The sequence below is a fragment of the Brevundimonas sp. KH_025 genome (assembly GCF_057839885.1).
On record NZ_CM174501.1, the window covers coordinates 1,120,557 to 1,134,270 of the forward strand.

Annotated in this window: 12 protein-coding genes and 2 tRNA genes; 12 read left to right on the top strand and 2 right to left on the bottom strand. The window is 66.2% G+C overall.

Annotation, left to right across the window (positions count from 1 at the left end):
• Positions 1-119: 119 nt before the first annotated feature.
• The 8 genes from AC3IS2_RS05680 to AC3IS2_RS05715 all read left to right on the top strand — a co-directional run bounded on the left by AC3IS2_RS05680 (position 120) and on the right by AC3IS2_RS05715 (position 9,727).
• Positions 120-1,097, top strand: a complete 978-nt coding sequence (locus tag AC3IS2_RS05680) for an NAD(P)H-dependent flavin oxidoreductase (RefSeq protein WP_489199687.1) — start codon at positions 120-122, stop codon at positions 1,095-1,097.
• 23 nt (positions 1,098-1,120) lie between these two features.
• Positions 1,121-2,650, top strand: coding sequence for an AMP-binding protein (locus tag AC3IS2_RS05685; protein ID WP_489199688.1), 1,530 nt, complete (start codon positions 1,121-1,123; stop codon positions 2,648-2,650).
• A 196-nt stretch (positions 2,651-2,846) separates the two neighbouring features.
• On the top strand, positions 2,847-4,187 hold the full coding sequence (locus AC3IS2_RS05690; protein WP_489199689.1) for an MFS transporter: 1,341 nt from the start codon (positions 2,847-2,849) through the stop codon (positions 4,185-4,187).
• A 141-nt stretch (positions 4,188-4,328) separates the two neighbouring features.
• Positions 4,329-6,593, top strand: coding sequence for a TonB-dependent receptor (locus tag AC3IS2_RS05695; protein WP_489199690.1), 2,265 nt, complete (start codon positions 4,329-4,331; stop codon positions 6,591-6,593).
• Positions 6,594-6,851: 258 nt separating this feature from the next.
• Complete coding sequence (locus AC3IS2_RS05700; protein WP_489199691.1) at positions 6,852-7,733, top strand: LysR family transcriptional regulator; 882 nt, start codon at positions 6,852-6,854, stop codon at positions 7,731-7,733.
• Positions 7,730-8,197 carry an Lrp/AsnC family transcriptional regulator gene (locus AC3IS2_RS05705; protein ID WP_489199692.1) on the top strand — a complete coding sequence of 156 codons (468 nt, stop codon included), beginning with the start codon at positions 7,730-7,732 and terminating at the stop codon, positions 8,195-8,197. The genes AC3IS2_RS05700 and AC3IS2_RS05705 overlap by 4 nt, the downstream gene beginning before the upstream one ends.
• Before the next feature lie 104 nt (positions 8,198-8,301).
• Positions 8,302-8,547 carry a DUF6356 family protein gene (locus AC3IS2_RS05710; protein ID WP_489199693.1) on the top strand — a complete coding sequence of 82 codons (246 nt, stop codon included), beginning with the start codon at positions 8,302-8,304 and terminating at the stop codon, positions 8,545-8,547.
• Complete coding sequence (locus AC3IS2_RS05715) at positions 8,540-9,727, top strand: aromatic amino acid transaminase (protein ID WP_489199694.1); 1,188 nt, start codon at positions 8,540-8,542, stop codon at positions 9,725-9,727. The genes AC3IS2_RS05710 and AC3IS2_RS05715 overlap by 8 nt, the downstream gene beginning before the upstream one ends.
• A gap of 234 nt (positions 9,728-9,961) precedes the next feature.
• Here the strand turns inward: AC3IS2_RS05715 and AC3IS2_RS05720 are convergent.
• Positions 9,962-10,036: transfer RNA gene (locus tag AC3IS2_RS05720), tRNA-Asn, on the bottom strand.
• 110 nt (positions 10,037-10,146) lie between these two features.
• Here AC3IS2_RS05720 and AC3IS2_RS05725 point away from each other — a divergent pair.
• Both AC3IS2_RS05725 and AC3IS2_RS05730 read left to right on the top strand, forming a co-directional pair.
• Positions 10,147-10,956 carry a TrmH family RNA methyltransferase gene (locus tag AC3IS2_RS05725; RefSeq protein WP_489199695.1) on the top strand — a complete coding sequence of 270 codons (810 nt, stop codon included), beginning with the start codon at positions 10,147-10,149 and terminating at the stop codon, positions 10,954-10,956.
• Between the two features lie 64 nt (positions 10,957-11,020).
• On the top strand, positions 11,021-11,206 hold the full coding sequence (locus AC3IS2_RS05730) for a hypothetical protein (RefSeq protein ID WP_489199696.1): 186 nt from the start codon (positions 11,021-11,023) through the stop codon (positions 11,204-11,206).
• Between the two features lie 50 nt (positions 11,207-11,256).
• On the opposite strand, the gene AC3IS2_RS05735 is transcribed toward AC3IS2_RS05730, so the two are convergent.
• Positions 11,257-11,330: transfer RNA gene (locus tag AC3IS2_RS05735), tRNA-Cys, on the bottom strand.
• A gap of 133 nt (positions 11,331-11,463) precedes the next feature.
• On the opposite strand from AC3IS2_RS05735, the gene AC3IS2_RS05740 reads away from it, so the two are divergent.
• The gene (locus AC3IS2_RS05740) at positions 11,464-12,093 is read left to right on the top strand and encodes a protein-L-isoaspartate O-methyltransferase family protein (RefSeq protein WP_489199697.1); all 630 of its coding nucleotides are present in this window, start codon (positions 11,464-11,466) and stop codon (positions 12,091-12,093) included.
• Positions 12,094-12,229: 136 nt separating this feature from the next.
• Positions 12,230-13,711 (top strand): TolC family outer membrane protein, encoded by a 1,482-nt coding sequence (locus AC3IS2_RS05745; protein ID WP_489199698.1) that lies wholly within the window; start codon positions 12,230-12,232, stop codon positions 13,709-13,711.
• Positions 13,712-13,714 lie beyond the last annotated feature (3 nt).

Below are 13,714 nucleotides of genomic sequence, written 5' to 3' on the forward strand. Positions count from 1 at the left end.
AGGCGGGCGGCTAGCATGTGACGTGAGCATCATTCATCAATGGGTGGGATAACTCGTTTGTCTTGTCCGTCGATCTGCCGGATTTCAAAGCCTGTTTCCGTCGTTGGGTGGGTTTTGACATGACGATTCCGGCAAGCCTTCAGGGCCGACTGCGCCTTCCGATCATTGGCTCGCCTCTGTTCATCGCCTCGACGCGCGATCTTGTGGTCGAACAGTGCCGCAGCGGCATCATCGGCACCTTCCCGGCCCTGAACGCCCGCCCGCAGGAAGCCCTGGTCGACTGGATCGCCGAGATCCGCGAGCGCCTGGCCACGGCCGCCGCCGAAAACCCCGAGGCCAGGATCGCCCCCTTCGGCGTCAACCAGGTCATGGGCGAACTGAACACGCGCTGGCAGGCCGACCTGACGACCATCGTGCGCGAGAAGGTGCCGCTGATCATCAGCAGCCTGCGCGCCCCGCCGCCCGAGATCATCAGCGAGGTCCACAGCTACGGCGGTCTGGTCTTCCACGACGTCACCAATATCCGCCACGCCCGCAAGGCGGCCTCGATGGGCGTCGACGGCCTGATCCTGGTCTGCGCCGGCGCCGGCGGCCAGGGCGGCGACCGCAGCCCCTTCGCCCTGATCAATGAGGTGCGTCAGTTCTTCGATGGCGTCATCATCCTGGCGGGTTCGATGAGCACCGGTCAGGACGTGCTGGCGGCTCAGGCCATGGGCGCCGACTTCGCCTATCTGGGCACCCGCTTCCTGGCCTCCAAGGAATCCGGCGCCAGCGACCAGCACAAGGGCGAGGTCATCGCCAGCCGCGCCGAAGACATCATCTACACCAACATCTTCACCGGCATCCCGGGCAACTATCTGAAGTCCACCCTGACCGCCGCCGGCCTGGACATCGACAACCTGCCGAAATTCAGCCCCGAGACCGCCAAGTACCGCAAGATGGACAATGGCGAGATCAAGGTCTGGAAGGACATCCGCGGCTGCGGCCACGGCTGCGGCTCGATCAACGAGCAGGAGAGCGCCGCCGAGATCGTCGATGCCCTCGAGTCCCAGTATCGCGCCGCCCTGGCCCGGATGCAGATGGCGGCCTTCGCCTGATGTCGGAGCAGGGGGAGGCTCCGATGTACCATGTCAGCCGCTTTGCGGCGGCCGCGCCGGATCGGGTCGCGGCGACCTTCATCCCCAGCGGCCGGACCATCACCTTCGGCGCGCTGGAGGCCGAGGCCAATCAGGCGGCCAACGCCCTGCGGGCCCTGGGTCTGAAGCGCGGAGACTGCGTCGGGATTTCGATCACCAACCGGCCGGAATTCCTGTCGGCCATGCTGGGGGCGCAACGGATCGGCCTCTATTACGTCCTGCTGTCGACCAAGCTGTCGGTCGATGATCTGGCCTATGTGGTCGGGGATTGCCGGGCCAAGGTCGTCATCGTCTCCCAGGGCTGTTTCGCCGCCGAGAGGCCCGAGGCCCTGAGCCAGTTGGGCGTCAAGGCCTGCCTGCTGGACATCCCCCATGACGGGACCAGCGACGCCTTCGACGACTGGGCTGACCTCGTGGCGGCCCAGCCCGCGACCCGTCCCGACGACTGCTCGCGGGGCCGGGATCTGCTCTACAGCTCGGGCTCGACCGGACGGCCGAAGGGCATTCTGAAGGCCTTGCCCGAGGGCGCCTTCGACGCGCCCGATCCGGTCAACATGGGCGGGGCCGCGGCCTATGGGTTCGGCGTCTCTTCGGTGATGCTGTCGCCTTGCCCCCTCTATCACGCCGCGCCGCACCGTTTCGCCAACATCACCCTGCACGCCGGGGCCATGCTGGTGGTGGCCGAGCACTTCGATCCGGAAACCTGCCTTGAGGCCATCCAGACCCATGACGTGACCCACAGCCTGTGGGTGCCGACCATGTTCCACCGGATGCTGCAACTGCCGGAGGCGGTTCGCGGCGCCTATGATCTTTCCACGCACCGCCACGCCGTTCACGGCGCCGCGCCCTGTCCGGTCCATGTGAAGCAGCGGATGATCGACTGGTGGGGACCGATCATCGACGAGTATTACTCCGGCAGCGAGGGGGTCGGCTCGACCAGTATCAGTTCGGCCGAATGGCTGGCGCACCCTGGCTCTGTCGGGCGGCCCCGCGACTGCGCCGTCCATGTCCTGGGTCCTGACGGCGCCGAACTGCCAGCGGGCGAGATAGGCGACATCTATTTTGAATCCGCCCATACGTTTGAATATCTGGGCGACGCCCGGAAGACGGGTCAGATCACCAGCGTCGAGGGCTGGAGAACCTTCGGCGACATCGGCTACGTTGATGCTGACGGCTATCTGTATCTGACGGACCGTCGCCACTTCACGATCATTTCCGGCGGGGTGAACCTCTACCCGCAAGAGATCGAGTCCGTGCTTCTGGAGCATGAGGCGATCCGCGACGCGGCCGTGATCGGGGTTCACAATGACGAGTTCGGCCAGGTGGCGATCGCCGTCGTCCAACTGACGGACGACGCCCTGGCCAGCGATGAGATGAAGGCGGCGATCCGCAGTTTCGTGCGGGCGCGGCTGGGGCCGGTCAAGACGCCTAAGCGGGTGGAGTTCGAGGCGGACTTCCCGCGTCACGCCACGGGCAAGCTGTACAAGCGTGAGTTGATCGCTCGCTACGCCTGACCGGTCTGCGGGGGTCTGCTGATGACCTGGGCTCATCAGCAGGGCGGAGATTTCATTTGAAGGCGCTTGCGCCTTGCCCGCAGATGCGTCTTGACCTGCGGCGGTCCTGCCGACGCGCGGGGAATACAAAAGAGGCCGAACCGCATGAAAGCCATGCGGAATTCGGACGGACATCGATAGGGACGGGAGCGGGATCTTGAAAACCGAAGGCAAGGTCGGCGGCGTGGCCATGACGGCTTACTGCGCCTATGCGGTGCCGCTGACGGCGGTGACCGTGGCGACGCTCAGCTTCGTGCCGCCGCTCTATTCGCAAGGGTTGGGGATGCCGCTGGCGACGGTGGGCGCCATCCTGCTGGCGGTCCGTCTGATCGACATCGTCATGGACCCGCTGCTCGGTCTGGCGATCGACCGCAGCCATTTCAAGCAACAGCACAAGCCCTGGATCTGGATCGCCCTGCCTGTCTTCCTGACGGCGATCAGCCTGCTGTTCTTCCCGGTGAAAACCCTGGTCGGGGCGCCCTATTTGTTCATCGCGGCCATGCTGACCTCGACGGCCTATACGACGGCTCTGATCGCGCACCAGGCGTGGGCCGCCGCTATCGCCTCCGAACCCCGAACCCTGTCCAAACTGTTTGGCTGGCGCGAGATCGCGGTCATCCTGGGGATCTTCGGCACCTTTGGCGCCACCGCCGTGGCCGAACAGGTCGTCGGGCCGGGCATCGCGGTCAAGGCGGCGGCGGCCGGGGGCTTCATCCTTGTGGCCATCGTCGTCTCGACCCTCATCACCAGCCTGTTCGCGCCCGATGAACGCCGAACCGAGCGCTACAGCCACGAGCCCCTTTCCAAGCATCGTGACTTCCTGCTGAGCCGAGGTTTCGTCGGCGTCTGCCTGGGCATCCTGCTGCTCAACCTGGGCTGGGTCTCGGCCTCGGTCCTGGGCTTCTTTCTGGCCGAGCAGGTCTTCGGCATGGGCGGGCGCTACGCCCTGGGCCAGGTGGTCTTCTTCCTGGCCGGCGGCCTGGGCATGGTCGTCTGGATGAAGATGGCGGCGCGCCTGGGCGACAAGACCACCCTGATCGTGGCCAGCCTCTATACGGCGGCGGCCTTCCTGTGCCTGATCCTGTGGGCGCGGATCGGCACGCCGTCAGCCTATTTCGCCTATATGGCGGGCGTGGGCGTGGCCTTCGGTTCCGGCCCTTATCTGGTGCGGTCGCTGGTAGGGGCGCAGGCGAACGCCTATGAGGCCGCGACTGGGCGTCGCGTGCGCGGCATGGCCTTTTCGGTGGTCACTCTGTTCGACAAGGTCGGCACAGGCATGGCGGCCGGTCTGGTCCTGCCGCTGGTGGCCTGGCTGGGCTTCGACCCGGTGGCGGAGGCGACGGCGCGCAGCGTCGATATCCTGCTCTACGTCGGCATTGTCGTGCCCGTCATCTCCCTGTGCCTGATGGCGGTCGCCCTGCGGCTGGGATCGAAACCGGGCGGGACGTTCGAACAAGACGCGGGTGGGCGAGGGGATGAGGAACACGCTCTGAGCTGATGAAATCAGCTCATGGATGACGCATCCAATTCGTTTGTTTTCGCGTCGAGGCCGAACCTAGCATCGATACTTGAAAGGCTCGGTCGCAAGAGGCCGCACGGGGGGTCTCCCGAGTGCAGAAGCCTTCGGGGAAGAATGACCATGAAGAAGAACCACGGACGCCGACTGGCCTATCTGATGTCCACGGCTCTGCTGATGCCGGGCCTGGCCTACGCCCAAGACGCGGCCCCGACGCAGGACGGCGCAGCGTCGAGCCAGTTGGACGACATCATCGTCACGGCGCAGAAGAAGCAGGAATCCCTGCAGAACGTGCCGATCTCGGTCGATGTGGTTGGCGGCGAGACGCTGGAGCGGCTCAATCTGTCGAACTTCGACGAACTCTCGACCAAGATTCCGAACTTCAGCGTCCGCAAGTCGGGCAGCACCTCCCTGATCAGCATTCGCGGCATCGGCTCGGGCGGCGATCGCGGCTTCGAGCAATCGGTGGGCATGTTCGTCGACGGCGTCTTCGCCGGTCGCGACCAGCAGTTCGCCGTGCCCTTCTTCGACCTGCAGCGCGTCGAGGTCCTGAAGGGACCGCAGAGCATCCTGTTCGGCAAGAACACCATCGCCGGCGCCGTCAACATCACCACGGCCGGCCCGACCGAAGACGCCCGCGCCAGCCTGACCGCCGAATACGAGACAGAGGCGCGCGAGCGCGTCCTGGCCGGCTACGTCAGCGGCCCGCTGACCGAGACCCTGCGCGGCCGCCTGGCGGCCCGCGTGTCGCGCAATGACGGCTATCTGTTCAACACCCGGGCCGACCGCCGCGAGCGTTCCAGCGAGGACGCCCTGATCCGGGCCTCGGTCGAGTGGGAGCCGAGCGACACCCTGCGGGTCAACGCCAAATTTGAACACGGCGACGTCAATCGCCTCGGCTCGCCGTTCCAGCTGATCGGTTTCGGCGCCTACAAGGGCGTGCTCACCGCGTTCGACCCGAAGATCGAAGCCGGTCTGGATCGCCAGAGCTCGTCCGGCGGCTTCTACGGCGAGGCCGAGGAAATCCAGTCCGACAACTTCGCCCTGGCGGTGCACAAGGAACTGGGCGACTTCATCCTGAGCGCCGTCACCGGCTATTCGTCGTTCGACACCCGGCAGACCAACGACAGCGATTTCACCTCGATCCCGCTGATCGCCTACAAACAGAGCGAGGAATTCCGCCAGTTCAGTCAGGAAGTCCGGCTGGAGTCGCCGGTCAGCGAGCGGCTCGAATATACGGTCGGCGCCTTCTATCAGCGCGGGACCTATTTCATTGACCCGCAGCTGGACGTGAACGGCTCGCTTCTGGGCACGGTCAAGCTGGGCTCGCAGCGGACCTTCGATCAGACCTCGACGATCTGGAGCGCCTTCGCCGAAGGCAAGCTGCATCTGTCCGACGCCTTCACCGTTGTCGGCGGTCTGCGCTACACGGACGAGAAGAAGACGGCCTTCAAGCAGAATACGGTCACGGTGTTCGGGACCAGAACGCCCGAAACCAACCCGATGAACCTGGCCGTCAGCAAGGCCGTCTTCGGGAGCGTCAACTTCAGCGCCGATCTGGAACGCAGCGAAAGCAACCTGTCGCCGTCGCTGGCCCTGCAATACGGCGACGCCGATCGCGGCATGGCCTATTTCAAGGTCACGCAGGGCTTCAAGAGCGGCGGTTTCGACGTGGCCGATCAGAGCGGTCTGAGCCGTGAATACGAGGGCGAGGAGGCGACCTCCTACGAACTGGGCTGGAAGAGCCGCTTCGCCGACAATCGCGCGGAAGTGAACCTGGCGGTCTTCCGCACCGATTTCGAAGATCTGCAGGTGTCGGCCTTCGACGGCGTGCGCTTCCTGACCACCAACGCCGCGGCCGCTCGCTCGCAGGGCGTCGAGGTGAACGGGCGCTGGCAGATCAGCCCGGCCCTCTATTTCACGGGTTCGGCGGCCTATACCGACGCTACCTACCAAAACTACGCCGGAGCCGTCTGCACGGCCGAGCAGAAGGCCGCCTTCACCGGCCCTGGTTCGTGCCTTCAGGACCTGAGCGGACGCCCCTTGTTCGGCGGCTCCAAGTGGTCGGGGAACTTCAACCTGGAGCACATCGCCGACCTGCCGAACGATCTGAGCTTGCAAAGCAATCTGGGCGTCAACTATCGCAGCGAGCACTATCTGGCGACCGACCTGTCCGAGGCGTCGCTGCAGGACGGCTACGCCACGGTCGATCTCGGAGTGGCGGTGGTCAGCGAGAGCAACCGCTGGCGCGCCGGTCTGGTGGTCAAGAACCTGACCGACGAACGGGCCATGGGCTATGTGCTGAACGTGCCGATCTTCTCGGGCGCGCGCGTCGCCTCGATCATTCCGCCGCGCACTTTCGGGTTCAGCGTGACGGTGAACTACTAGGACGATCAGGCCCGCGTTTCGGCGCGGGCCGTACTCGCTTCGGCCTTGCGAATGGCCGGAACTCGCAGGCTTGCAGCCTGTCCGCGCAACCTCATGACCCTCGGGCCGAAAAGCCCGAGGGTTTCTTTTGCGAGGCTGAGCCGCCCCCCGGTCTCTGTGTTGGCTTCGGCGCGGTCGACACCAGCGAGGTCGCTCGATACAGATGAGTTCAGTTCATGAGGCGGGCGCGATCCGCTGCCTGCTGCGGGAACCTTGCCCATGTCGACCATGCCGCCGCTGATCCTGTTGCAGACCGTCGAGGCGGTGGTGCGCTGCGGCAGTTTCAAGCGCGCGGCTGACGAATTGCTCATCACGCCCTCGGCCGTCAGCCATCGCATCAAATCGGTGGAGCAGTCGCTGGCCTTTCCGCTGTTCTTTCGCGTGGGGCAGGGGGTGGAGCCGTCCGAACACGCCCTGTTGCTGGCCAAGTCGTTCGGGGTTGCGCGCGCTGAGCTGATGCGGACCTGGGACGAGATCACGGCCAGCCGGAACGCCAACGGCCTACGGCTGTGCTGCATGGCCAGCTTCGGCGATCACTTCGTCCTGCCCAACATCGAGACCTTCCGGCGAAAGTTCCCCGATATCGAACTGGAGTTCACCAATATCCGGCACGGCGACGCCCCCACGATGCGGTCGCACGACCTGATCATCGGTGTCGGCGAGATGCCGGGCGGGGCCTGGAAGATCGACGAGCTGATGGACCTGGACATGCATCTGATTGCATCGCCGAGCGTCGGCGCCGGCCTGGCTGAACGTCGCGTACTCGACATTCCCCTGATCGGATACACCGTGGGGCTCAGCTACTGGACCGACGTGGCGGCCGACCTCGGCTACCAACTGCCCGCCAACGCCAAGATCCTGACCTTCGACTCCATGGCTTCGGCCTGTTCGGCGGCGGAGCATGGCCTGGGCGTGGCTCTGGCGCCCACCTATATCGCGCGGCGCATGGCTCGCGAGGGGCGGATCGTCATCCTCGGCGACCGGCCGATCAAGACCGGATTGAAATACTGGTTTGCGGTCAATCGCGACCTTCACGCCCTGCCTGTCGTCGCTAAGCTGCGTCGCTGGATCGCTGACCTGCTTCAGAAGGAAGGCGAATGACGATCGCCCTGGACGCCATCGACCGCCGGCTTCTCGGCATCCTGCAGGAAGACGCCACGGTTCCTATCGCGGAGCTGGCCGAGCGCGTCGGCCTGTCCCAGACGCCATGCTGGAAGCGCCTGAAGCGCTTGCAGGACACAGGCGTCATCACCGCCCGCGTGGCCCTGCTGGATCGCGAGGCCCTGGACCTGCCGCTGGTGGTCTTCGTCTCGATCAAGACCAGCCAGCACGACGAAGCCTGGCTGGACGCCTTCAAGAAGGCCGGCGCCCTGCCCGAGGTGGTGGAATTCTACAGGATGAGCGGCGAGGTCGACTATCTGCTCAAGGTGCTGGTCAAGGACATCGCCGCCTATGACCGCTTCTATCGGCGGCTGATCGCCATCGCCCCGCTGTGCGACGTCTCGTCCAGCTTCGCCATGGAACAGATCAAGTTCACGACCGCCGTGCCGGTTCAGGGGGGCTGACCCTGGCGAGAATGGAATTCTCTCCAAGGTCCAAAACCGGGGTGAAATAAGAAAATCCCTCTCGGCCGCATGGAATAGGGTCCTCTTCTGTTCAGGAGATTCCCATGTTCAAGCGTCTGTTCGTCGAGCACCCCGCGTCGGTGGGGGAGAGCTATTTCGAGCACATGGGCGTGGCGGCCTCGTTCGGTGGGGCGATGTTTCTCGGCTCGTTGGCCTGTTTCGTCCACGCCGTCTTTCCGGGGCTATGCGTCAAGACGGGCAGCGGCGTCGTCACGACCCTGCATCACCGCATGGTGACCCACCGGACGGATCCGGCCCGCGTCGCCGGTCAGGATCAGGCTCATGTTTGACCGCCTGCCGCCCGCCCGCACCGATTCCCTGATGGAGCTGGGCCTGCTGATGCAGGCCGACCCGCGCGCCGACAAAATCGACCTCGGTGTCGGCACCTATCGTGACGAGCGGGGCGGCATCCCGATCATGGCGGCGGTGAAGACGGCCGAGCAGACGATCCTGAACGCCCAGACATCCAAGGGCTATGTCGGCCCGGCGGGCGACGCTGAGTTCGCCCTGCGCCTGCAGGAAGCGACCTTCCCCGGACTGGACCAGGCCGCGTCAGGCCGTCTGGCGCGCATCCAGACGCCGGGCGGCACCGGCGCCCTGCGCCTGGCGCTGCAGGTGATCGCCCAGGCCAACCCCGAGGCTTGCGTATGGGTCGGCACGCCGACCTGGCCCGCTCATCTGCCGTTGATCGAGGCCGTGGGCCTGACGGCAAAGACCTTTACGCACCTCGACGCCCAGGGGGACGCGAACGTCGAGGCTTTGAACGCGGCCCTGGCCCAGGCGCGGGCGGGCGATGTGGTCCTGCTGCATGGTTGTTGCCATAACCCGACCGGCGCGGACCTGCCGCTGGACGCTTGGCGCGAGACGGCGGCGGTCGCCGCGAGCCGGGGCCTGACGCCGCTGATCGATCTGGCCTATCCGGGACTGGGAGACGGCGTTGAGGCGGATGTCGCGGGCGTGCGCGCCTTGCTGGACGTCTGCGAGACCGCCCTGGTGGCCCTGTCCTGCTCCAAGAGCTTTGGCCTCTACCGCGATCGCGCCGGGATGCTCATGCTGCTGAGCGGGTCGTCGGCCATCTCCGTCAACCTGGGCCGAACGGCAGCGGGTCAGGCGCGGCTCTTGTGGTCGAACCCGCCGGATCACGGTGCAGCTGTGGTGAAGGCCGTTCTGGCTTCGCCCGAGGGGGCGCGCCAATGGCGCGCCGAGCTGGACGCCATGCGCACGCGGGTCAACGCTGTCCGCGCTCGACTGGCGGACATTCCGTTGCAGCAGTTGGATCTCAGCCGACTGTCGCGTCAGCGCGGCATGTTCGCCCTGCTGCCCGTGTCTGGCGACGAGGTCCGCGCCCTGCGCGAACGTCATGCTGTCTATATGGACGCCTCGGGCCGCATAAACGTCGCGGGTCTGAACGACGCCAACTTTGAACGCTTCGCCGCCGCACTAGCCGAGATCGACCAGATGCGAGGCTGAGCCGGCGTCTACGTAATCGCGAAGGGTCGCGCGCAGCAGCAACGGAACGAGGCCTTCGAAGGCGGTCTTCCGGGGTTGAGGCGCGCGCCCGTCATGGGGGCGGTGAAGGCGGCGAGCAGACCGTGCCGGGCGCGTACGGCGGCGATTCTCTCGCGTGTCGGATGGAGGGCAGGTGGGAAGCCGCTTGGGCGAAAAATCAAACCCGACGATCGTCTTGGGCTTAATGCCCCCGAGTGGCTCCGCGGGTAGGATTCGAACCTACGACCAGCCGATTAACAGTCGGCTGCTCTACCACTGAGCTACCGCGGAACATCCCCTCGGGGGAGGCCGCCGTATAGCAGCGCCTTTTTGATTCATGCAACGGGTAAAGTGCAGAAAACGCCGAAATTTATTCAACGAGCTGAGCTAGAAGGTTCGGCATGAATTTGATCCCCGTTTCTGATCCCGCCGATCCCTGCATTTCCGCCTTTCGCGACGTAAAGGAGCGCGACCTGACGGGGCGTCAGGGCCTGTTCGTGGCGGAAGGGGAGGTGGTGCTGCGCGTCTTGGCGTCTCCCGCATCGCGATGCCTGCCGGTCGGGGTGCTGATCGCGGAGAAGCGGCTGGAGGCGCTGCGCGACGTGCTGGAGCGGCTGCCGCAGGACGTGCCGGTCCATACGGCCCCGCAGGATGTGCTGGATGCCATCGCCGGATTCCATCTGCACCGGGGCATTCTGGCCCTGGGGCGCAAGCCGGAGCCCCTGGGTCTTGAGGCCTGGCTGGATGCTCTGCCCGAGCGCGCCGTGGTGGTCGGGGCCTGCGGCATCGGCAATCACGACAACATGGGCGGACTGTTCCGCAATGCGGCGGCCTTCGGGGCGGCGGGCCTGCTGCTGGACGAGACCTGCTGCGATCCGTTTTATCGAAAGGCCATCCGCGTTTCGGTCGGGGCGGTGCTGCGGACGCCCTTCGTCGAGGGCGTGACGGCGGCGGCGATGGTCGAGGCGCTGGAGGCGCGCGGGTTCGAGGTGCTGGCCCTGACGCCGGCAGCGACCGAGACGCTGTCCCAGCTGAAGCCCGCGCCGCGCACGGCGATTCTGCTGGGATCGGAGGGGCCGGGCCTGTCGCCCGACGTCATCGCCCGCTGTCGACCGCTGGCGATCCGAATGTCAGGCGGATTCGATTCCCTGAACGTCGCGACGACCAGCGCGGTGGCTCTGCATCATCTGACGACGGCTGAGATGACCTGAGGCCGTCGGCGTGGAGCGGAAGGCGGCCGGAGGCGTTGGCTCTCTGAAATCGAAGGAGAGCGACATGAGCACACTGACGGCGTTGATTCTGATCGGCGCGCTGGCCTTTGTGGTCGCTGGCGCGGGCTTCGCCTTCGTGCAGCCGCGCCGCTTTACGGACCGGGATTCAGACGGCGAGCCGGATGCGACGCCAGCAGAAATTGAGAGGGCGCGCGAAGACGACGGCTGGAATCGTGGTGGCGAAGGCTAGCGCCAGAAACAAGAAAGCCGCCCCGAAGGGCGGCTGACTGTTTGTCGCGATGGAGGCCTGACCGGGAATCGAACCCGGGTGCAAGGATTTGCAGTCCTCTGCGTCACCACTCCGCCATCAGGCCGTTGGGTCTCGAAACCGAGCCCCGAACCATCGCGAGGGGCGTCAGCTATCAGATCGGATTGTCGGCTGCAACGCACGGACCTATAAGCGCCGCAGATTTATTCGCTTACGCCGACCTGAAGGACCTCGGAACCATGGATTTCGTCGCTGCACGCAAGGTCATGCTGGACTCGCAAGTCCGTGTGAACGACGTCACGGACCGTGACCTGCAGGCCGCTTTCGGCGCGGTCGAGCGCGAGCGCTTCTGCGCCGCCGATCGCGCCTTCTCCGCCTATGCCGACATTGAACCGGAAGTGGCGGGCGATCGCCGCCTGATGCTGCCGCGCGATCTGGGCAAGCTGATGCAGGCCCTGGACGCCCGTGCTGACGAAAAGGCCCTGGTCCTGGCCGGTCCCTACGCCGCCGCTGTGCTGGCGCGCATGGGTCTGTCGGTGACGGCGCAGGATTCGGACGCCGCCGTGTTCGAGGTCACGGGCGCGGCCCTGGCCGACGAAGGCGTTTCGACCGTGGTGGCGCCGCTGAGCCAGCCGCAGGGCGAGGGCTATGACCTGATCGTCAGCGAGGCCGCCGTGCCGGTGCGTCCCGAATCGTGGATCGCGGCCCTGCGTCCCGGCGGCCGTCTGGCCGTGGTCGAGCGTTCGGGCCCGGTGGGCAAGGCTGTGCTCTACGTGCGCGGTCGTGAAGGCGTTTCGCGACGCGAACTGTTCGACGCCGCGTCGCCGGTTCTGGCCGAACTGATTCCCGCGCCCGCCTTCGCATTCTGAGGCCTCGGGCGAGCGACGGAGTTCGGCGCCGTTTGCGTGAAAAAAACTTAACTGGCGTAAGGCGAGGCTTGCCTCCAACTACGCCGTTCAAGGCACTTCAGGCGCGCCATCGGGGGCGTCAGGCAGGAACAGGTTCATGTTGAAACGCTCGCGCGCTCTCGCTTCGGTCGCTGTTATCACTCTGGCCATGGGAGCCGGCGCGGCGCCTGCCGGGGCTGAGACCCTGCAGGAAGCGATCGGCCTGGCCTATCGCACGAATCCGACGCTGTTGGCCCAGCGCGCCAACCAGCGCGCTCTCGACGAGACCATCGTCCAGGCCCGTTCGGGCCTGCGCCCGACCATCAGCGCCTCGGCTGGGATTGATTACAGCCGCGTGGACACCGACGCCCTTGGCGTGGTCGAAAGCGACGGCGCCAGCGCCAGCGTCAGCCTGTCGCAAAACATCTGGACCGCCGGCCGCACCGCTCGCGGCATCGACGCGGCCGAGGCTAACGTCCGCGCCGGTCGCGAGAACCTGCGCGAAATCGAGCAGCAGGTGATGACCTCGGTGATCCAGGCCTATGCCGATGTCGTGCGGGACATGGAGATCCTGCGCATCCGTCAGGAGAACATCGCCGTCCTGCGTCGCCAGCTCGACGAATCCAACGCCCGCTTCGAAGTGGGCGAGATCACCCGCACCGATGTGGCCCAGTCCGAAGCCCGCCTGGCCCAGTCCGACGCTGACCTGGCCAATGCTCAGGCCCAGCTGTCGGTGTCGCGCGCAGCCTATGCCGCTGTCGTCGGCCAGGCACCGACCAATATGGAAACCCTGCCGGTCCTGCCGGGACTGCCGACCGATTTCGACGCCGCGCTGGACGTGGCCCTGGTCGAGAACCCCGGCGTTCAGGCTGCGACCTATGCCCTGCAAGCCGCCGAAGCCAATGTGGCGGCGGCGCGGTCCGAGTATCTGCCGTCGGCGCGTCTGCAGGCCTCCTATGGCGGCACGGCCAACGACCTGTCGGGCTTTGACCTGACCGACCGCACCAGCTTCACGGCCGGCGCGACCGTGTCGGTGCCCCTGTTCACCGGCGGCCTGAACCGCTCGCGCGTGGCCCAGGCGCTGGAACGCGCCAACGCGGCCCAGATCAGCGTCGAGGGCGAACGCCGCGGCGTGCTGCAGACCGTCAGCTCGGCCTACGCCCAGACCATCGCCGCCAAGTCGACCCTGCAAGCCGGCCAGGAAGCCGTCCGCGCCGCCTCGGTCGCCGCCGAGGGCGTGCGCCAGGAGGCTCAGGTCGGCCTGCGCACCACGCTCGACGTGCTGAACCAGGAGCTGGAGCTGCGCTCGGCCCAAGTGACCTTGGCCAGCGCCCATCGCAACCAGTACGTCGCCCAGGCTCAACTGCTGGCCGCCATGGGCCGTCTGGGCGGACCGAACCTGGATTCGTCGATCGCCGTCTATGACGCCGAGGCCAACTATGACGCGGTGCGCAACCGCGGCGGCCTGCCGTGGGACGGCGTGGTCGAGACGCTGGACCGCGTCGCCTCTCCGACGGTCGCGCCCGCAGCCGACGCCGAGGACGCGCCGATCGACACTCAGTTGAAGAGCGAAATCGTCCGCACCGCGCCTGGCGCCTGAGGC

What these genes read in the sequence shown, in the direction of transcription:
- AC3IS2_RS05715 (WP_489199694.1), top strand. Translation starts at nt 8,540, where the DNA reads ATGTTTGACCGCCTGCCGCCCGCCCGCACCGATTCCCTGATGGAGCTG.
- AC3IS2_RS05705 (WP_489199692.1), top strand. Translation starts at nt 7,730, where the DNA reads ATGACGATCGCCCTGGACGCCATCGACCGCCGGCTTCTCGGCATCCTG.
- AC3IS2_RS05725 (WP_489199695.1), top strand. Translation starts at nt 10,147, where the DNA reads ATGAATTTGATCCCCGTTTCTGATCCCGCCGATCCCTGCATTTCCGCC.
- AC3IS2_RS05685 (WP_489199688.1), top strand. Translation starts at nt 1,121, where the DNA reads ATGTACCATGTCAGCCGCTTTGCGGCGGCCGCGCCGGATCGGGTCGCG.
- AC3IS2_RS05695 (WP_489199690.1), top strand. Translation starts at nt 4,329, where the DNA reads ATGAAGAAGAACCACGGACGCCGACTGGCCTATCTGATGTCCACGGCT.
- AC3IS2_RS05730 (WP_489199696.1), top strand. Translation starts at nt 11,021, where the DNA reads ATGAGCACACTGACGGCGTTGATTCTGATCGGCGCGCTGGCCTTTGTG.
- AC3IS2_RS05710 (WP_489199693.1), top strand. Translation starts at nt 8,302, where the DNA reads ATGTTCAAGCGTCTGTTCGTCGAGCACCCCGCGTCGGTGGGGGAGAGC.
- AC3IS2_RS05745 (WP_489199698.1), top strand. Translation starts at nt 12,230, where the DNA reads ATGTTGAAACGCTCGCGCGCTCTCGCTTCGGTCGCTGTTATCACTCTG.
- AC3IS2_RS05700 (WP_489199691.1), top strand. Translation starts at nt 6,852, where the DNA reads ATGTCGACCATGCCGCCGCTGATCCTGTTGCAGACCGTCGAGGCGGTG.
- AC3IS2_RS05680 (WP_489199687.1), top strand. Translation starts at nt 120, where the DNA reads ATGACGATTCCGGCAAGCCTTCAGGGCCGACTGCGCCTTCCGATCATT.
- AC3IS2_RS05740 (WP_489199697.1), top strand. Translation starts at nt 11,464, where the DNA reads ATGGATTTCGTCGCTGCACGCAAGGTCATGCTGGACTCGCAAGTCCGT.